The 19,867-nt window shown below is 66.8% G+C and carries 13 protein-coding genes; 7 read left to right on the forward strand and 6 right to left on the reverse strand.

What is annotated here, in order from left to right:
• Window positions 1-3 precede the first annotated feature (3 nt).
• The 4 genes from IHE46_RS11495 to ttcA all read right to left on the reverse strand — a co-directional run bounded on the left by IHE46_RS11495 (window position 4) and on the right by ttcA (window position 3,996).
• Complete coding sequence (locus tag IHE46_RS11495; protein WP_192164782.1) at window positions 4-774, reverse strand: YgjP-like metallopeptidase domain-containing protein; 771 nt, start codon at window positions 772-774, stop codon at window positions 4-6.
• Between the two features lie 129 nt (window positions 775-903).
• Window positions 904-1,821 carry a recombination-associated protein RdgC gene (locus tag IHE46_RS11500; RefSeq protein WP_192164783.1) on the reverse strand — a complete coding sequence of 306 codons (918 nt, stop codon included), beginning with the start codon at window positions 1,819-1,821 and terminating at the stop codon, window positions 904-906.
• A gap of 66 nt (window positions 1,822-1,887) precedes the next feature.
• The gene (locus tag IHE46_RS11505) at window positions 1,888-3,090 is read right to left on the reverse strand and encodes an amino acid aminotransferase (RefSeq protein WP_343230020.1); all 1,203 of its coding nucleotides are present in this window, start codon (window positions 3,088-3,090) and stop codon (window positions 1,888-1,890) included.
• A gap of 78 nt (window positions 3,091-3,168) precedes the next feature.
• A complete protein-coding gene (gene ttcA / locus IHE46_RS11510; protein ID WP_225563001.1) occupies window positions 3,169-3,996 on the reverse strand; it encodes a tRNA 2-thiocytidine(32) synthetase TtcA in 828 nt (275 codons plus the stop codon).
• 90 nt (window positions 3,997-4,086) lie between these two features.
• Here ttcA and IHE46_RS11515 point away from each other — a divergent pair, with 90 nt between their 5' ends.
• Window positions 4,087-4,287 (forward strand): DUF465 domain-containing protein, encoded by a 201-nt coding sequence (locus IHE46_RS11515; protein ID WP_192164785.1) that lies wholly within the window; start codon window positions 4,087-4,089, stop codon window positions 4,285-4,287.
• Window positions 4,284-4,886 carry a GNAT family protein gene (locus tag IHE46_RS11520; protein WP_192164786.1) on the forward strand — a complete coding sequence of 201 codons (603 nt, stop codon included), beginning with the start codon at window positions 4,284-4,286 and terminating at the stop codon, window positions 4,884-4,886. The genes IHE46_RS11515 and IHE46_RS11520 overlap by 4 nt, the downstream gene beginning before the upstream one ends.
• Window positions 4,887-5,104: 218 nt before the next feature.
• Here the strand turns inward: IHE46_RS11520 and IHE46_RS11525 are convergent, their stop codons facing one another.
• Together IHE46_RS11525 and IHE46_RS11530 are read right to left on the reverse strand one after the other, a co-directional pair.
• Window positions 5,105-5,941 (reverse strand): EamA family transporter, encoded by an 837-nt coding sequence (locus tag IHE46_RS11525; RefSeq protein WP_192164827.1) that lies wholly within the window; start codon window positions 5,939-5,941, stop codon window positions 5,105-5,107.
• A 198-nt stretch (window positions 5,942-6,139) separates the two neighbouring features.
• Window positions 6,140-7,756 (reverse strand): alpha-glucosidase family protein, encoded by a 1,617-nt coding sequence (locus tag IHE46_RS11530; RefSeq protein ID WP_192164787.1) that lies wholly within the window; start codon window positions 7,754-7,756, stop codon window positions 6,140-6,142.
• A gap of 433 nt (window positions 7,757-8,189) precedes the next feature.
• Between IHE46_RS11530 and IHE46_RS11535 the strand changes: the two genes are divergently transcribed.
• From IHE46_RS11535 to IHE46_RS11555, 5 genes are all read left to right on the forward strand, one after another.
• Entirely contained in the window at window positions 8,190-11,135 is a 2,946-nt protein-coding gene (locus IHE46_RS11535; RefSeq protein WP_192164788.1) for a TonB-dependent receptor, read from the forward strand.
• 165 nt (window positions 11,136-11,300) lie between these two features.
• Window positions 11,301-12,857, forward strand: coding sequence for an alpha-amylase family glycosyl hydrolase (locus IHE46_RS11540; protein WP_192164789.1), 1,557 nt, complete (start codon window positions 11,301-11,303; stop codon window positions 12,855-12,857).
• A 19-nt stretch (window positions 12,858-12,876) separates the two neighbouring features.
• Entirely contained in the window at window positions 12,877-15,240 is a 2,364-nt protein-coding gene (locus IHE46_RS11545) for a TIM-barrel domain-containing protein (RefSeq protein WP_225563002.1), read from the forward strand.
• Between the two features lie 144 nt (window positions 15,241-15,384).
• Window positions 15,385-17,421, forward strand: coding sequence for a glycoside hydrolase family 13 protein (locus IHE46_RS11550; protein ID WP_225563003.1), 2,037 nt, complete (start codon window positions 15,385-15,387; stop codon window positions 17,419-17,421).
• Between the two features lie 242 nt (window positions 17,422-17,663).
• Window positions 17,664-19,835: a Six-hairpin glycosidase-like protein gene (locus tag IHE46_RS11555; protein WP_192164792.1), complete on the forward strand. Its 2,172-nt coding sequence runs from the start codon at window positions 17,664-17,666 to the stop codon at window positions 19,833-19,835.
• Window positions 19,836-19,867: the final 32 nt, after the last annotated feature.

Raw genomic sequence — 19,867 nt, forward strand, 5'->3', positions numbered from 1 at the left:
CTTTCAGTCCGCCACGTCGGCAATCAGCCTGTCCAGCTCCGCCTTCAGCGTGGCGCCGTTGACGCGCAGCCAGTCGCGCTGTTCGCGCCACTCCGGCATCAGTTGCTCCACTTGCGCCCAGAAACGCGGCGCGTGGCTGCGCACCCTGAGGTGGCAGAGTTCGTGCACCAGCACGTAGCGCAGCGCGGCGGGCGGCGCGAGCGCCAGCGCGAGATCGAGGTTGATGCGGTCGCGCGTGTCGAGGCTGCCCCACAGGCTTTTCATCGGCCGCACTTTCAACGCGGTGGGGGCGAGGCCCAACTGCGGCACGTAGAACGCCAGCCAACGCGACACGTCGCGGCGTATCAGCGTTTCCAGATGCGAGGCCAGCAGGCCGCGCGCCACCAGCAGCGCGCGGGTATGCGGACGCGGGATGACCAGGGTGATGCCGCCGGCCGACGCTTCCACCTTCGGGTAGACGCCTTCGCCCCAGTCCAGCGCGACTTCTTCGCCGCGCAGCGAGAACGTGGTGGCGTGCCCCACGCGCAACGGCGGCAGAGGCTTCACGATGAGGTTCAGTTCGTCGAGCTTCTGCTCCAGCCAATCGGCGTGATGGCGCAGGAAGGCACTGACGCGGGAAGGGTGGGTGCCGTCGGGATACGTGACGCGCGCGCCCTTGGGCGTGACGGTGAGGCGCAAGCGCCGCGCACGCGGATGGGCGGCCTTGAGCACGCGGATGGTATTGCCGCTTGCGGTCGCCAGTTCCAGCCAGTCGCCTTCGAGATGCTGCGCCATAATCCTGCTGCCTGCCCGACCGGGCGCGGCCCATCTGGCCAGCCCGGACGAACAGTATGCGGCGAGGACTACGCCCCGACGCAAGGGCCTTGAGTCACGGGCCTCGGAAACCCTTGTTTGGCGCCAATCTCATGCGTCTGCGGGACGCGGCAGGCCGAACCATTCCTCCAATTTGGCCAGCAAACGCTCCAGTTCCAGCGTGAGCAGGGCGAAACCGGCGTCGGCTTCGGCGGCCGCATCTTCATGGCTGTCGCCAAGCTCTTCCGTCACCACGTCGAGGAATTTCAGCTTGCGCACGATCAGGTCCTCGCCCAGCACGAAGCTCATGCGGTCGTCGAACACCAGGCCGAGCTGGAACACCTGCTTGCCGTTGCGCAGGTGCTCCTTCACCTCTTCCGCGTCGAGATCCTGACGGCGGCACTTGGCGATGGCGCCGGTGGCGGTGGCCGGGTCGCGCAGTTCCACCTCGTCGCCCAGCGCGAGGCCGGCGGGCAGCGTGCCGTTGGCGAGCCAGTCGGTCATCAGCACGCGCGGACCTTCTTCCGGCGCCAGCGGTACGGCGGGGAAGCTGCCCAGCGCTTCGCGGATCTGGCTGAGCGCGTTCTCGGCGCTCTTGCGGCTGGAGGTGTCCAGCACCAGCCAGCCGTGCTGCGTGTCCACATAGGCGGAGAGCCGCGAGCTGCGCACGAAGGCGCGCGGCAGCAGTTCGGTGAGCAGGTCTTCCTTCAGGCGCTTGCGCTCGCGTCCGCCCACCTTGCGGCCTTCCTCGTCGGCGATCTTGCGCACCTTGCGCTGCAGCTCGTCGTTGACCACGGCGGCGGGCAGCAGCTTGTCCTCGCCGCCCACGGTGAGCCACGTGCAGTGCTTCATCGCATGGGTGAGCGGCGCTTCGTCGCCGCGGCCGACCGGCGGCACGAAACCCTTGGTGAACATCTCCAGCGGGCCGCAGGGACGCAGGCGATGCTCGCCCAGCGCGTCATCGAGGCGCTTCAGGTCGTCGGCAACGGCGGGGGAAAAGCGGAACAGAGTGAGATTGCGGAAGAACATTGGGTATCCATGCAGATGCGAAGGCCGCCACAGGGCGGCCTTCGCGGGAACGACGAGGCGACGGGATCAGGCGCAGACGGCGGCGACGGCCCGTGTCACGTAGTCGATATTGCCGGTGTTGAGCGCCGCCACGCAAATGCGGCCGCTGGAGAGCGCATAGACCGCGAACTCCTCGCGCAGGCGATCCACCTGCGCCTTGCTCAGGCCCGAGTAGGAGAACATGCCGGCCTGCTTGTTGATGAAGCCGAAGTCCGGCGCGCCAAGCGCGGCGAGCTTGTCCACGAAGGCCGCGCGCATGGTGTGGATGCGGCCGCGCATTTCGCCCAGCTCCTGCTCCCACAGCGCGCGCAGCTCGACACTTTCCAGCACGCCGGCCACCAGCTTGCCGCCGTGCGTGGCAGGGCTGGAATAGTTGGCGCGGATGGTGGTCTTGATGTTCGACAGCAGGCGCGCGGCCTCGTTGCGGTCGGCGCCGACGAAGCTCAGCGCGCCCACGCGCTCGCCGTACAGCGAGAACGACTTGGAGTACGAGTTCGCCACCACGAAGGCGGGGATGCCCGAATCCGCCAGCAGGCGCACCGCGAGGGCGTCGGCGGCGGAGTTCTTGTCGAAGCCCTGGTAGGCCATGTCCACGAAGGGCAGCAGGCCGCGGTCCTTCATCAGCGCCACCACCTGCGCCCACTGCGCGGCGTCCAGGTCCACGCCGGTGGGGTTGTGGCAGCAGGCGTGCAGCAGCACCACGGTGCCGGGTTCCAGCTTGGCCAAGTCTTCCAGCATGCCGGCGAAATCGAGGCCGTGGGTGGCGTCGTCGTAATAGCGGTAATCGATCAGCTGGAAGCCGGCGGTGCGGAACACCACATGGTGGTTGCCCCAGCTGGGGTTGCTGATCGCCAGCTTCGCGTTCGCGCCCAGCACCTTCTTGAGCAGGTCCGCGCCCACGCGCAGCGCGCCGCTGCCGCCGATGGTCTGCGCGGTGGCCACGCGGCCCGCCTCGAGGATCGGCGCGCCTTCGCCGAACAGCAGCTTCTGCGTCGCGCGGTTGTATGCGGGCAGGCCGTCGATGGGCAGGTAGCTGCGCGGCTGGTCGTCGCGCGCCAGCGCCTGTTCCACCTGGCGCACCGCGCCCAGCACCGGCACCTTGCCCTGCTCGTCCACGTAGATGCCCACGCCCAGGTTCACCTTCTCCTTGCGCGGATCGGCGAGGTAGGTTTCGGTGAGGCCGAGGATCGGGTCGCCCGGCGCCATTTCAACGGAAGCAAAGATGGACACGTGATTTCTCGCTGCTGCTCTGAATGGGGATGTTCAAATGGAAGTATGGACGTCCATACGGACGAACGCCCAATGATGTCAGATTTCGCCGCCGTCCGCGCCAATCCCCTCGAAATCGAACAGCTTGCGGTCGGCCAGCTGCGAAGGGGCCACGTTGCCCAGCGCGCGGAACATGGTCTCGCTGCGGCCGGGATGTTCGCGCTCCCACTCGTCCAGCATGCGCCGCACCTGCTTGCGCTGCAGGTTCTCCTGCGAGCCGCACAGGTTGCAGGGGATGATGGGGAATTCCCTCAGGGCGGCGTATTCGGCGATCTCGCTCTCGCGGCAATAGGCCAGCGGGCGGATCACCACGTGGTGGCCGTCGTCCGAGCGCAGCTTGGGCGGCATCGCCTTCAGGCTGGCCTGGTGGAACAGATTGAGAAAGAAGGTGGCTAGGATGTCGTCGCGGTGATGACCCAGCGCGATCTTGGTGATGCCGTTCGCCGCCGCCCACGTGTACAGCGAGCCGCGCCGCAGGCGCGAGCACAGGCTGCACATGGTCTTGCCCGCCGGGATCACCCGGGTGACCGTGCTGTAGGTGTCCTGCTCGATGATGTGGAACGGCACGCCGCGCGAACGCAGGTACTCCGGCAGCACGTGCTCGGGAAAGCCCGGCTGCTTCTGGTCCAGGTTCACCGCGATCAGCTCGAAGCGCACCGGTGCCTTGGCCTGCAGCTGCAGCAGCATGTCCAGCAAAGTGTAGGAATCCTTGCCGCCGGACAGGCACACCATCACCTTGTCGCCGTCCTCGATCATGCGGAAATCCGTGATCGCCTTGCCGGTGAGGTGGCGCAGCCGCGTGGCGAGGCGTTCGGCCTCGGCGGCTGGCGTGGCGGCGGATTCGGGCAGCGCGGACATGGCGGACATCGTTACGGCGGAACGCCCATTGTACCCGCCTGCCCGACCCGCTTCCGGCGGCGCTACACTAGGCCATCATCCGCACCGCCGCGCACCGCCATGCAGGATCACGCCGGAACCGCCCAGCTGCTCGCCGAACTGCGACTGGAACATCGCGACCTCGACACAGCGATCAATCAGCTGGCCACCGCCATCGGCCGCGACGAGCTGCAGCTCACGCGCCTCAAGAAGCGCAAATTGCTGCTGAAAGACCATATCGCACGGCTGGAAAGCAAGCTGATCCCCGACCTCGACGCATGACGCCCTTCGCCGGACCCATCCTGCTGCGCGACGACCACGTTGCGCTGGAACCCCTCACCCTGGCCCACGTCTCCGCGCTGGAGGCGGCCGCCGCCGACGGCGAACTGTGGAACCTGTGGTTCACCAGCGCGCCCGCCCCCGGCAAGACCCACGCATACGTGGAGAAGGCGCTCGCCGGCCAGCGCGACGGCAACATGCTGCCGTTCGCGGTGCGCGAACTGGGCAGCGGCGAGATCGTGGGCACCACGCGCTACTACGACATCGCGCCGGAGCTGCCGCGGGTGGCCATCGGCTACACGTGGTACGCCAAACGCTGGCAGAAGAGCCACCTCAACACCGCCTGCAAGCGCCTGCTGCTCGCGCATGCCTTCGACACGCTGCGCTGCGTCGCCGTGGTGCTGCACACCGACCACCGCAACCTCGACTCGCAACGTGCCATCGAACGTCTAGGCGCCCACCGCGACGGCGTGCTGCGCAACGACAAGCGCCGCCCCGACGGCAGCCTGCGCGACACCGTGTGCTATTCCATCGTCGACCGCGAGTGGCCCGACATCGACCGGTGGCTGGAATTGAGGCTGGCGCGCCTGAGCCAAGGCTGAGAACCCCTGCCTCGTCCCCAGAGACGGCGCAGCATGGCCACACCGTCTATCGCATAGGCGTCACCCCCAAGCCCCCGACACGGCTTGCCTGCAGTTCCGGCGCATCGAGCCACGCCAATTCTTTAGGCCGGCAGGGAAAGTTGGTCTGGCGCCAGCGAAACGACTGGAACCGTCATGCCGCTTGCAGCAAGCCCAGGCATGCGGCAAGCAAACCGCCATCAATTCACCAACGGCTCGGCGATCGGCTTCTGCACGCTGAGCGCCGTACCCGCCGCCGCCACGATGATGGCGCCGATCGCCATCCACTGCAGCGCACTGAGATGCTCGCCAAGCAGGGCCACGCCGGCCAGTGCCGCGGCGGCCGGTTCCAGGCTCAGCAAGGTGCCGAAACTGCGCGTCGGCAGGCGCGTCAGCGCCACCATCTCCAGCGAATACGGCAGCGCGGAACTGAGTACGGCCACGCCCAGCGCAAACGGCAGCAGGGCCGGATTGAACAGCGCACTGCCGGCATGCGCCACGCCCACCGGAATCGCCAGCAAGGCGCCGATCGAGGTACCCCAGGTCACCGCATCGCCGCCATGCGCGGCACCCGCGCGCTGGCCCAGCACGATGTAGCACGCCCAGCCCACGCCCGCGGCCAGCGCATACAGCACGCCGACCGGATCGAGCGCATGCGCCTGCCCGCGCAAGGGCAGCAGTAGGAGCAGGCCGACCACGACCAGGGCGATCCAGATGAAATCGCGCAGTCTGCGCGAGCCGAACAGGGCCAGCGCCAGCGGCCCGGTGAATTCCAGCGCCACCGCAATGCCGAGCGGGATCGTGCGCAACGACAGGTAGAACACCAGGTTCATTGCGCCGATCGACAGGCCGTAGCCCCACAACGCGCGCAAGTCGCGGCCCCGCTGCCACGAACGCCACGGCCGCCGCACCAGCAGCAGGATCATCGCCCCCAGGCCCAGCCGGCAGGCGGTGGCTCCCTGCGCGCCGATCGCGGGAAACAGCTGCTTGGCCAACGCGGCGCCCAGCTGGTACGACCCCATGCTGATCAGCAGCATGCTGACCGCCAGGAACACGGAAGCGGGGGAAGTACGCGCGGACACGGATGGAAACCGGAAGGGACGGCTCGCCATGATGCCTGCGCCCACAGGCGATGCCCACTCCCAGCGTTGCGGCCTCACGCCGCTATGCCGTATCCGTGCCGCATTCCGCAGAGGATGGAAACACTCCCCGGGCGTATTGCGGAAATTCGGACCTCAGACCATGCGTGCGAAAAGGCTGCCGTTGGCGGGCAGGCGCAGGTTCCCGCCATCGAGCGAACCGGATTCCAGGCCATGACCTTGCAGCGGCTGCAACGTCCCCGGCAGCGACAACGCGCATTCCACCGTTTCGGCGGAAAGATTGAAGGCGACCAGCACGCTCGCTCCATCCAGCTCGCGCACGAAGGCGAGCACCGGCTCTGGCGTGTCGAGGAAACGGATGCCGCCGAGGCGCAGCGCCGGCTGGTCGCGGCGCCAGCGCATGAAGCGGCGGTAGCCGTTGAGCGCGGAGGCGGGATCGACCTGCTGGCTCGCCACGTTCAACGCGCCATGCTCGGGCGGCACCGGCAACCAGGGTGCGGCGCTGGTGAAACCGGCGTGCTCGCCGTCGCTCCATGGCATCGGCGTGCGGCAGCCGTCGCGGCCCTTGAACTCCGGCCAGAAGGTGATGCCGTAGGGATCGCGCAATGCCTCGTAGGGCAGCTCGGCCTCGGTGAGCCCGAGCTCCTCGCCTTGATAGACGCACACCGAGCCGCGCAGCGAACAGACCATCGCGGTGAGCTGGTTTGCCATCGCGGCGGACGCGTGCCCGTTGCCCCAGCGGCTGAGCACGCGCTCCACGTCGTGGTTGGAGATCGCCCAGCACGGCCAGCCTTCGGTCATCTTCGCTTCCAGCGCGCGCACCGTGTCACGGATGTACGCGGCGCTGAAATCGTCGGTGAGCAGCTCGAAGCTGTAGCCCATGTGCAGGCGATGGTCGCGGGTGTACTCGGCCATCGTCGCCAGCGAATCCTCCGAGGAGATCTCGCCCAGCGTGGCGATGCCGGGGTAGCGGTCCATCAATGCGCGCAGATCCTGCAGGAACGCGAGGTTCTCCGGCTGCGTGTTGTTGTAGTAGTGGTACTGGAACGCGTAAGGGTTGTCCGCACTGAAGCCGCGGCCGGTACGCATCGCCTTCGGCTTCGCCGGGTTGTCGCGCAGCTGCGCGTCGTGGAAGCAGAAGTTGATGGAGTCGAGGCGGAAGCCGTCCACGCCGCGGTCCAGCCAGAAGCGCAGGTTGTCCAGCACCGCGGCGCGCACGTCCGCGTGGTGGAAGTTGAGGTCGGGCTGGCTGGCGAGAAAATTGTGCAGGTAGTACTGGCCGCGCCGCGGCTCCCACTGCCACGCGCTGCCGCCGAAGATCGACAGCCAGTTGTTCGGCGGCGTGCCGTCCTCGTTCGCGTCGGCCCACACGTACCAGTCGGCCTTCGCGTTGTCGCGGCTCTGCCGGCTCTCCTTGAACCATGCATGCTCGTCCGAGGTGTGGCTGAGCACCTGGTCGATCATCACTTTCAGGCCATGCGCGTGCGCCTTGGCCAGCAACGCGTCGAAATCCGCGAGCGTGCCGAACAGCGGATCGACGTTGCAGGGATCGGCGATGTCGTAGCCGAAGTCCGCCATCGGCGATTTGAAGAACGGCGCGATCCAGATCGCATCCACCCCAAGGCCGGCCACGTAATCGAGCCGCTCGATGATGCCGGGCAGGTCGCCCACGCCGTCGCCGTTGGTGTCGAGGAAGCTACGCGGGTAGATCTGGTAGATGACGGCGCCGCGCCACCAGGGTGTATCGCTCATTGAAACAAATCCCCAGTCGAATAAGACCGGCAGACAAATCCCTGCCGCCGGAAAGTGCGCAGCAGCTTAGCCCCAGCCTCATGACGACCTGCATGAATGTGCATACGTATTCATTCGTGCTGCGGGTGCGTCATGCGCAGTCGTTGCGGTGGATCGCGCGATATCGCACGGCTCGCTCCGCATCGATCCACGGCAAGGCTTGGCCGCTTCGCCAGCGCCTCGCCGCCGCGCTTTGCTGCAAAGCAAAAGTCGGCATTTGCAGGGCCGGATGAATACGTATGCAGGAAATGCATTGCCGAGAAAACACCGCCATAACATGCAGTCACGCGAAAGGGGCGCACTGGCACACGCCGGTTTTCAACGGTGACGGAATCGCCGCACGGTTCGCGCGACAACGAAACCACCAAAATTTTCTTCGTGGGGAGACGAAAACATGTTGATGAAGCACAAGCTGCTGGCCATGGCGATCGCGACGGCCTGCATTGGCACCTGCACGGTGGCCAGCGCAGCGACCGCGGCCGCCAGCGCCGCGCAACCGCAGGACACGCAGACGAGCTCGCAGAGCACCACCGGCACCGATTCCACGTCCACCGACAACACCAAGAAGGACAAGGAAAAGGCCAAGCAGATGCAGGCCGTGCAGGTGAACGGCTTCGTCAGCAGTATCGAGAACTCCACCGCGCTGAAGAAGAACGCCGACACCATCGTCGAAGCCGTGTCCGCCGAACAGGTCGGCAAGCTGCCCGGCGCCTCCATCGCCGACGCGCTGGGCCGCCTGCCGGGCATCTCGGCGCAGAATGTGGACGGCCGCCCGCAGGTGCTGAACATCCACGGCCTCGGCCCCGATTTCTCCACCGTGCTGGTCAACGGCGGCCAGCAGGTCAGCACCAACAACAACCGTGACGTGGCGCTCGACCAGTACCCGTCGAGCTGGTTCGACAACGTGGTGGTGCACCTCTCGCCCGAGGCCGACCTGGTCGGCCAGGGCATGGCCGGCACCACCGACATGCATACCATCCGTCCGCTGGACAAGAGCGGCCCCGAGGCGGCGGTGAACGCCAAGTACATCTGGAACAGCATGTCCCAGCTGGCCCCGGACGAGGGCACGGGCGTGAGCAACAAGGGCTACAACGTCAACGGCGTGTGGGTGGACCAGTTCGCCGATCACACCTTCGGCGTGACCCTGGGCGTGGACCTCGAGAACAACCCCACGCAGATCGAGCACCAGGCGCCGTGGGGCTACCTGGCCGACAGCAACGGCGACCAGGTGATCGGCGGTTCGAAGAACTACGGCATCACCGACTCGATGAAGCGCAACGGCCTGCTGGCCACCTTCGAGTGGCAGCCGAACGAGCACTACACCAGCACGCTCGACCTCACCTACGACAACTTCAAGGAAACCCAGGTAGCCAAGGGCATGGAGCTGCCGTTCCTGTGGGGCAACGGCGCGATCCAGCCCGGCCCGACCTTGAATCCCACCAACGTGGTCAACGGCTTCGTGCAGGGCGGCGTCTACAGCAACATCGACCCGGTGATCCGCAACGACTTCAACAGCACCACAGCGCGCGTCTACAACTTCAACTGGGACAACAAGTTCACGATCAACGAGGACTGGTCGATCGACGCCAACGCGAACTATTCGCGCGCCACCCGCCAGGACGTGAACCTGGAAAGCTATTCGGGCACCGGCTACTACGATGCGGCGGCTGGCACGCGTGGCCAGCCCGGCTACTTCGGCTTCGCCGAGCTGCCCGACGGCATGCTCTACGCCGTTCCCTCGCTGAACTACACCCAGGGCGTGGTGCTGACCGACCCGGAGGCCTGGGGCGCGGGCAACAACGTGGTGCAGGCGGGCTTCATCAACGCACCGCACACCGTCGACTGGCTGGCCAACTTCCGCATTGCCGTCGAACGCGACTTCAACAGCGGCATCTTCTCCAGCATGAAGTTCGGCCTGTCCGACACCACCCGCAACAAGACCTACAACATCACCCAGGACTTCCTGACCCTGGGCGGCGGCACCCTGAGCAGCGGCACCGCGGTCATGACGGCACCGTTCAGCGGCAGCAACTGCAGCCCGCTGGCGTGGATGGGCATGGGTTCGCAGGAGTGCTACAACCCGTTCAGCCTGATCGACAACGGCACCCTGGTCGAAGTCCCCACCTTCATGTCGTCGCTGCCGCTGCCGCCGAACTGGCGCGTGCATGAGCGCGACTTCAACCCCTACCTGCAGTTCAACCTCGACACCAACCTGGGCGCCGTCGCCCTGCGCGGCAACTTCGGCATCCAGGTGGACCACACCAACCAGACCTCGGATGGTGCGCGCGTGGCGCCCGGCAGCTCGCTCACCGGCGGCCAGACCCAGCTGATCCCGGTGACCGGCGGCACCAGCTATACCCGCTGGCTGCCCAGCGCCAACCTGATCTTCGGCTTCACCGACAACGACGACCTGCGCGTCAGCGCCGCCCGCACCATGGCCCAGCCGCGCATGGACCAGATGAACGCCAGCCTCGCGATCAGCGGCAGCATCGCGAATCTGTCGAGCACCAACCCGAGCCAGTCGTACTTCAGCTCGACCACCGGCAACGCCCGGTTGCTGCCCACCATGGCGGACAACTACAACATCAGCTACGAGCACTACTTCTCCGGTCCGATCACCGGCGGCTACCAGTGCAACGACGCCGACCAGAAGAACTCGGACCTGTGCCGCAACGGCGGTGGCGGCGGCTACGTCGCCGTGTCGGCCTACTTCCTCAGCCTGCACGACTACATCAACCCGAGCGAAGGCTCGCTGTACGATTTCAGCGCGTTCATCCCGAGCTACCTGAGCCCGGCCCAGCAGGCCCAGCTCGGCACGCCGTACGGCACCGCCACCATGCCGACCAACGACGGCCATGGCTTCATACGCGGTGAAGAAGCCACCTTGAACCTGCCGTTCAACCTGCTCACGCCGGTGCTCAACGGCTTCGGTACCATCCTGACCGGCACCCACAACGACAGCTCGCTGGTGTACGGCGGCAATCCCACGCCGATCACCGTGCCGGGTCTGTCGAAGTGGGTGGCTCACGGCACGCTGTACTACCAGCATGGCGGCTTCGAAGCTCGTGTCAGCGACGACTACACCTCCAGCTTCCTGGGCGAAGTGTCGGGCATCAGTGCCTCGCGCATCGAGCAGACGCTGAAGGGCGGCAGCAGCTACGACGCGCAGGTGAGCTACACCTTCGAAAGCGGCACCTTCAAGAACCTGACCTTGATCGCGACGGGCACCAACCTGTCGAACAAGATCTTCTCCACCTACCAGAACAACGATCCGCGCCAGGTGCTGATCTGGGAGCGCTACGGCCGCACCTACTCGCTGGGCGCCTCGTACAAGTTCTGATTTCCGGCGATTGCCGATCCCCGACCGCCCCGCCGCGTACCATCCCGTCCGGCGGGGCATTTTTTTGGTGGCGGCCATCTTTGGCAGTCACGCTTCGGGCCATCGCTGGGGCGATGTCGAAAATCGCTCCCGGCGATCTTTCCGAGAAAAACCGACGGAGGCTCCATGAAACTCCACCTTCGCCTTGCGCTGCTGCTGTCCGCGGCGCTGCTGTTGCCCGCATCGCCCGCAGCGGCCGCTGTACCTGCTGCTGCGACAACGGCACAGGCGCCCTCCGACACGTACTACGAAATCTTCGTGCGCAGCTGGTACGACACCAACGGCGACGGCGTGGGCGACCTCAACGGCGTCACCGCCAAGCTCGATTACCTGAAGTCGCTGGGCGTGGACGGCATCTGGCTGATGCCGATCAACCCCTCGCCCAGCTACCACGGCTACGACATCACCGACTACGAGGCGATCAATCCGCAGTACGGCAGCATGGCCGACTTCGAGCGGCTGGTGCAGGAAGCGCACAAGCGCGGCATCAAGGTGGTGATGGACCTCGTCATCAACCACACCAGCGACCAGTCGCCGTGGTTCAAGGCCGCGCAGGATCCGCACAGCCCGTACCGCCACTGGTACGAATGGGCCACGCCCGCCACCGACCTCAAGCAGATCAGCGCCACCGGCGATGCGCTTTGGCACGCGCTGCCCGACGGCGACCGCTACCTGGGCGTGTTCGTCGCCTCGATGCCCGACCTCAACTACGACAACCCCGCCGTGCGCGCCGAAATGGTGAAGGTGGGACGCTTCTGGCTGGACAAGGGCGTGGACGGCTTCCGTCTCGACGCCGCGCAGCACATCTACGATGACAGCGAGACCGACATGGACAGCCCGGTCGCGCTGAAGAAAAACCTCGCGTGGTGGCACGAATTCCACCAGGGCATAGCCGCGTCGAATCCGCATGCGTGGCTGGTCGGCGAAGTGGCGCGGCACAACGAGGACGAGCTGCCGCCGTGGATGGCTTCGCTGGATGCGGTGTTCAACTTCCCGCTCGCCACGCGCCTGGTCGACAGCGCGAAGCAGGAGCGCGACCGCGACATCGGCGCCACGCTGGAACGCATGTACGGCGCCTTCCTCGCCGATGCACACGGCCGCTTCGACGATGCGCCGTTCCTGTCCAACCACGACCAGGAACGCGTGATGAGCCAGCTCGACGGCAACCCCGAGCACATGCGCACCGCCGCCGCGATGCTGCTCACCCTGCCCGGCCATCCCTTCGTCTATTACGGCGAGGAGCTGGGTATGCGCGGCGAAAAGCCCGACGAGCACCTGCGCGAGCCGATGCGCTGGTACCGCAGCGGCAAGGGCACGGGCGAAACGACGTGGGAAGGCTGGAGCGCGGGCGACGGCAACGCCGTCACCGTGGAGGCCGAGCAGGCCGATCCCCATTCGCTGCTCAACTGGTATCGCATGCTGATCCAATGGCGCCGCGACGTCCCCGCCTTGCGCACGGGCGTGCTGCACAACTGGCGCGATGCCGGCGAGCATGTCGCCGCGTGGGAACTGGACGACGCTCAGGGCGACGTGCTGGTGCTGCACAACCTGTCCGGCACGGCGCAAACCGTGGCCCTTCCGGCACAACGTTTTCACACCTTGCTCAAGCACACTCTCCCCGGCACCGCCGTCGCCGACGGCCGCCTGCGACTGCCTGCCTACGGCAGCGCGATCCTGCATTGATTCTCGAAGGAACCGCATGATGACGACATTGAAACGGCACACGCTTGCACTCACCGTGCTGCTGGGCCTGGGCCTCGTTCCTGCCGCGTTCGCCGCACCCGACGCCGCCGTCGCGCAGGTGCAGAGCGTCGGCAGCGACAGCCTGAAGCTCGCCATGGGCGACGGCAGCGTCACGCTGCAGTTGGCCGCGCCCGGCGTACTGCATGTGCACTACCTGCCGAAGAGTGGCGCCACGCCCGCCAGCCTGGTGATGGATCCGCAACCGGTCAGCGCGACGGCATTCCAGCCGAAGGTGCAGCAGAACGGCGACACGGTGACCCTGCGTTCCGACCGCCTCGTCGCCACCTGGCACCGTGCCAGCGGCAAGCTCGACGTGAGCGACGCCAAGGGCCATCCGCTGCTGCAACAGGCCGACCTCGCCGCGCTCGCGCAAGGCCGCATCGTGCTCGACCATGCTGCCGGCGACGCGCTGTACGGCATCGGCGGCTACGACGCCTTCGAGAAAGACACCAGCGCCGGCATGCTGCGCGACGGCAAGCAGGTAGCTAAGGCCGGCGAACAGGGTCATCCCGGCGCACCCTTCGTGTGGAGCACCGCGGGCTACGGTGTGCTGGTGGATTGCGACGGCGCGGACTTCGACCTCGCGCATGGCCGCATCGCGATCGACAAGACCGCGCGTCCCGACGCCGACTACTACATCCTCGCCGGCTCGCCCGCCGAACTGTTCGGCGAGCTCGCCGACCTCAGCGGCCACGCGGAGCTGTTCCCGAAGTGGGCCAACGGTTTCATCAACAGCCAGTGGGGCATCGACGAAAAGGAATTCCGCGACATCGTCGCCACCTATCGCGCCAAGCACATCCCGCTCGACGCCTTCACCTTCGACTTCGACTGGAAGAACTGGGGCAAGGACTGGGGCGAGTTCAGCTGGAACCCGGTGAAATTTCCGGACGGCCCCACCGGCAAGCTGAAGGCCGACATGGACGCGCTGGGCGTGCACATGACCGGCATCATGAAGCCGCGCGTGCACGTGGACACCGTGGAAGGCCGCTATGCCACCGCGCACGACCTGTGGCTGCCCGGCGAGAAAGCCAGCCCCGACTACTTCTCGAACCTGCCGGTGAAGGACATCGACTTCGACAAGCCGGAAGCGCGCGCGTGGTGGTTCAACGACTACCTCAAGCACAGCTTCGACACCGGCATCGTGGGTTTCTGGAACGACGAAGCCGACACCACGCCTAGCAGCACGCAGTTCCTCAACATGCAGCGCGCCACCTACGAGGGCCAACGCGCGTACTCGAAGCTGCGCGCATGGTCGATCAACCGCGACTTCTGGCTGGGCGCGCAGCGCTACGCCTACGGTCTGTGGTCGGGCGACATCTCCACTGGTTTCGCCAGCATGGCCGGCCAGCGCGAACGCATGCTCAGCGCCATCGACACGGGCGTGACGCAGTGGGGCATGGACGGCGGCGGCTTCCACGGTCATCCCTCGGACGAGAACTACGCGCGCTGGATCGAGTTCGGCGCCTTCGTGCCGATTTTCCGCGTGCATGGCGACGACAACGAGAAGCGTCAGCCGTGGCGCTACGGCCCGGTGGCCGAAGCCGCGGCCGCCAAGGCGATACGCCTGCGCTACAGCCTGCTGCCCTACATCTACGCCTACCAGCGCCGCGCAACCATGCACGGCGTGGGCCTGGTGCAGCCGCTCAACTTCGTCTGGCCGGACGACGCGAAGCTGCGCAATGACGTAGATGCGTGGCTGTTCGGCGACTGGCTGCTGGTATCGCCGGTGGTCGCCCAGGGCCAGACCAGCAAGCAGATCTACCTGCCGGCCGGCACGTGGACGGACTGGTTCAGCGGCAAGACCTACCAGGGCGGCCAGACCATCACCGTGGCGACGGACGCGAAGACCTGGGACGACATCCCGCTGTTCGTCCGCGAAGGCGCCATCATCCCCACCCAGCCGGTGATGGACTGGACCGGCGAACACGCGGTGAAGACGATGGACGTCGACGTGTTCCCCGCCGCGCAGGCCACGCACTTCGACTATTACGACGACGACGGCGAAACCTACGCCTACACGAACGGCGCGTATTTCAAGCAGCGCCTCGCCACGCAGCGCACGGGCGGCACGGTGAGTTTCAGCACCGCCGCGGCCGAAGGCAGTTACCGCCCCGCGCTGAGCAGCTATCTCGTGCGCGTGCACGGCGTTGCCGCCACCGCGGTGAGCGGCTCGCTGCAGCACTACGCCACGGCCGCCGCGCTCGAAGCCGCCAGCGGCGAAGGCTGGAGCACCGGCAGCGACCGCTATGGCGCATTCACCCTGCTCAAGCTCGACGCCGGCGCAGCGCGCACCGTGAAGCTGCAAGCCGCCGCCGCGCATTGAGGACAGACCGCGCCGCGCCGGATGGCGCGGCGCGAGGAGATTTCACTGCCAGACATGGCTTCCATCGCCGCCGTGCGAGGAGATGCCGGCCCTGGGCCCGGCGAGCACGGCGACATCAGCCCAGTCCAACCGGGAGGGGTTTCGATGAATGATCCGATGAAGCGTGACCGGCGCGGCCTGCACAGGCTGCCGCTGGCCCTGTGCATGGCGCTGGCCTTGTCCGGCGCATCGCTGTGGAGCACGCCCGCATGCGCCGCCAGCAACGACAACAACGTGGAATGGGCCGGGCTGTTCCACGACCAGGGCCCGGTCTACGACAGTGCTCCCGAACCCACGGCGAGCACACCGGTGACGCTGACGTTCCGCACCTTCAAGGGCGACATCACCAGCGCCAACATCAAGTACTACGACAGCGCCGACGGCCAGTACCACTGGGTGGCGATGCAATGGGTGGCCAACGACGCCACCGGCACCTACGACCTGTGGCAAGGCACCATCCCCGCCAGCTCGTCCGAGAAGTACTACCGCTTCCAGATCAACGACGGCACCGCCACCGCCTGGTACAACGCGGCCGGCATCACCAGCAGCGAGCCGTCCTCCGGCGACTTCTTTATCGTCCCTGGCTTCAAGACACCGGCATGGATGAAGAACGGCGTGATCTACCAGGTCTTCCCCGACCGCTTCTACAACGGCAACACCGGCAACGACGTCACCAACGGCGAGTACACCTACGCCGGCTGCGCCACCGAACAGCATGCCTGGGGCACGGCCGTGACCTCCAACGTCAGCGGCTGCAACAGCGCGGTGTTCTTCGGCGGCGACCTCGCCGGCGTCGACCAGAAGCTGAGCTACATCAAGGGCACGCTGGGCGCCGACATCGTCTACCTGAACCCGATCTTCTCCTCGCCGACCAACCACAAGTACGACACCCAGAACTACTACACCGTCGACCCGGCCTTCGGCAGCAACGCCACGCTGCAGCAGCTGATCGGCGACATCCACAGCGCCAGCAACGGTCCCGCCGGCTACGTCATCCTGGACGGCGTGTTCAACCACAGCGGCGACAGCAACTGCTGGTTCGGCGCGCAGACCTACGATTCGCTCACCTGCCCGCAGCAGGGTGCGTACAAATCGCAGTCCAGCCCGTACTACAGCTATTACACCTTCCAGACCTGGCCCAGCAGCTACTCCACGTTCTTCGGCATCACCAGCATGCCCAAGCTGGACTACGGCGCCAGCGGCTCGGCCACGCGCAACCAGATCTACGGCAACGCCGGCTCGGTGGTGCAGACCTACCTGGCGCAACCCTACGGCATCGACGGCTGGCGGCTGGATGCGGCGCAGTACCTCGACGCCGGCGGCAACAACGGCAGCGACACCACCAACCACCAGATCATGCAGGAGCTGCGCACGGCGGTGAAGTCGGTGAATGCGAACGCGGAGATCGTGGGCGAATACTGGGGCGACGCGTCGTCCTGGCTGGACGACGGCGCCGAGTGGGACAGCGCGATGAACTACAACGGCTTCACCCAGCCGGCGTCGGAATGGATCTGCGGCGTGGATGAAAGCGGCAACAGCGCCTCGCTGACTCCGACCCAGCTCGACAGCTGGCTGCTCGGCACGCGCGCCGACCTGCCTATCGACGTGCAGCAGACCATGACCAATTTCCTGGGCAGCCACGACACCGAGCGCTTCGCCACCCGCTGCGGCGGCGACATCTGGAAGACCTACCTGGGCCTGATCTTCCAGATGACCTACGTGGGCACGCCCACCATCTACTACGGCGACGAGTACGGCATGCAGGGCGGCGCCGACCCGGACAACCGCCGCACCTTCGACTGGACCCAGGCCACCACGAGCAATGCCGCCGTGGCGCTGACGCAACAGCTGATCCGCATCCGCAACGAATACCCGGCGCTGCGCACCGGCTCGTTCATGACCCTGCTCACCGACAACACCAACGACATCTACGCGTTCGCCCGTTTCGACAAGACCAACCGCATCGCGGTGGTGCTCAACGGCACCGCCAACACCGAAACGGTAACGGTGCCGGTGTACGAAGAGAGCATGACCAACGGCAGCCAGGTCACCGACCTGATCACCGGCGACAAGTACACCGTCAGCAACGGCAACGTCACGGTGAGCGTGGAGGGGCATTACGGCGCGATCCTCGCGCAGTGAAACCTGCGCTCCTTCCGCCTGCGCGGCGGAAGGAGCGTCGCTTGTGTCGAAGCGCGGGGCCTCTCCGGCCCCGCATGCGCGTAGACTGGCCGCAGGCTGTGCGCGTCGCGATGGCAGAATCTGCCGAACGGCGGGAGGGAGAATGAGATGGCAACAGCAACAGCGGGCGGATCCGCACTCCACCACAACCCTTCGGTTCGGCAACGTGTCGCCGGCGCCCCACAGTTGACGGATATTTCGGCATGAGCATTTTCAGCAGCATGATGATGGCCCTGACCGCCGGCGCGCACGGCCCGATGTGGCACGACAGCCTGCAATGGCGCAACCAGAACGCCAGCATCGAGATGCAGGCCGGCGGCGGCTTCCTGCTGCACGCGGCGCACGCCCAGCGGATGATCCCCGCGCCGCCCTATGCGGTGCAGACGGCCAGCCCGCTGTTCGACGGCCTGTACGCCATGGCGCAGGACGACCTGCGGCAGGATTCCGTCAACGCGATCCGCGACGGCGCCTACGACCACAACCAGCCGATTCCCTGCGACTGCTTCGCCACCGGCGAGAAGTGGCCCTATGTATGGACGCGCGACCTCTCCTTCTCGGTGGACCTCGGGCTGTGGCGCTACGACGCCGCGCGCTCGCGCAACGGCCTGCTGTTCAAGCTCTCCGACGGTCGGGCGCCCGACGCGCCGAAAGGCCCGTTCGTGATGCAGGACACCGGTTCGGGCGGCAGCTGGCCGGTGAGCACCGATCGCGTGGCCTGGTTCCTCGCCGCGCGCCACCTGCTCGACGACAGCGCGTTCGCCAGCGACACCTGGAAGGCGCTGGCCAACACGCTCGAGCAGGACCGCCAGTACGTGTTCGACGCGAACATGGGCCTGTACCGCGGCGAGACCTCCTTCCTCGACTGGCGCGAGCAGACCTACCCCGCGTGGACGCAGAACGACGTGGTGCCCATCGCGCAGTCGTTCGCGCTGTCCACCAACGTGCTGCACTACCAGGCGCTGCAGCTCGCCGCGCGCCTCGCGGGCGAGCGCCACGACGCGCGCGCCGCCGACTACCAGGCGCAGGCCGATGCGCTGAAGGCCGCGATCAACGCGCACTTCTGGCGCGACGACCGCGGCATGTACATGAGCTACATCGGCGGCGACGGCGCCCCTTACGACACCTACGACCTGCTCGGCATCGCGCTGGCCATCGACAGCGGCGTAGCCGAAGGCGACCGCGCACGCCAGGCGCTGGCGAACTACCCCGTGTGGCCGGCGGGCAGCCCGGTGATCTGGCCCGAGCGCGCCGACCAGCCGATCTACCACAACCGCGCGATCTGGCCGTTCGTAAGCGCCTACGCGCTGCGCGCCGCGCGCAAGCTCGACGACCCCGCACACATCGCGTTCGAGATCACCTCGATGATGCGCGGCGCCGCGCTGGCCGGCTCCAACATGGAGAACTACGAGCTGACTACCGAAGCCCCGCACGTGGACGACGGCAAGTTCAGCGGACCGGTGGTGGATTCGCCGCGCCAGCTCTGGTCGGTGGCCGCCTACCTCGCCCTGGTGGGCGAAGGCGTGTTCGGCCTCGACAACGACGGCCATATCGAACCCAAGCTCCCCGTCTCGCTGGTGCCGATGCTGTTCGGCAAGAGGGATTCGATCAGCCTGCAACTGCCCGGCAAGCGCATCACCCTGCAGCTTCCGAAAAAACTGGAAGGCAACCTGCTGGTGGCCGACGGCAGCACGCAACGCGGCGACGAGAGCGTGGTGCAGCTGAAGGCGATCAAGGTTCCCGAACTGGGCCTGCACAGCACGGTGCCGCCGTTCGCGCCGACGGCACCGGCCGCTCCGGAAGTGGCGCGCGACGGCGCGAACTGGCAGGTGCACAGCACCGCACCCGGCGTGCTCTACCTCAACGGCCAGCGCGTGGGCGCCATCGAAGGCACGCTCGCGGTGCCCGCTACGAATGCCTTGCAATGCTTCAGCCTGACCCAGACCGGCGCGGGCGGCCTCGAATCCCTGCAGAGCCCGTCGCGTTGCGAAGGCCCGTTCGCGAATGTGGACGGCGCATGGCCGCGTGCATGGACCGCGCCTTCCGCCGGCAACTACCAGGTCGCGTTGAACTACCGCAACGACCACGGCCCGATCACCACCGGCGTCACCGCCGCGGTGAAGATGCTGGCGATACGTTGCGAGGGCAGCGCCGAGCAGCGGGTGCCGCTGGTGATGCCGCACAGCGTGGGCGAGGAACTGTCCACCACCGCGCAATTCAGCGCAGCCGCCGGCGCGCATTGCAGCTTCGCGCTCGACGACGGCTTCAACATGAGCTACCTCGCGCACAACGCGCACTACACCGGCGGCGTGGGCGGCAGCGACGGCCCGTTGAACCATGCCGATGTCGGCGCGTTGCGCATCGTGCCATTGCCCTAAAACGTTGCAGTGTGGCTTCTTCGTGCCGGGCA

Source organism: Rhodanobacter sp. DHG33, from assembly GCF_014843005.1.
Lineage (GTDB): Bacteria > Pseudomonadota > Gammaproteobacteria > Xanthomonadales > Rhodanobacteraceae > Rhodanobacter_A.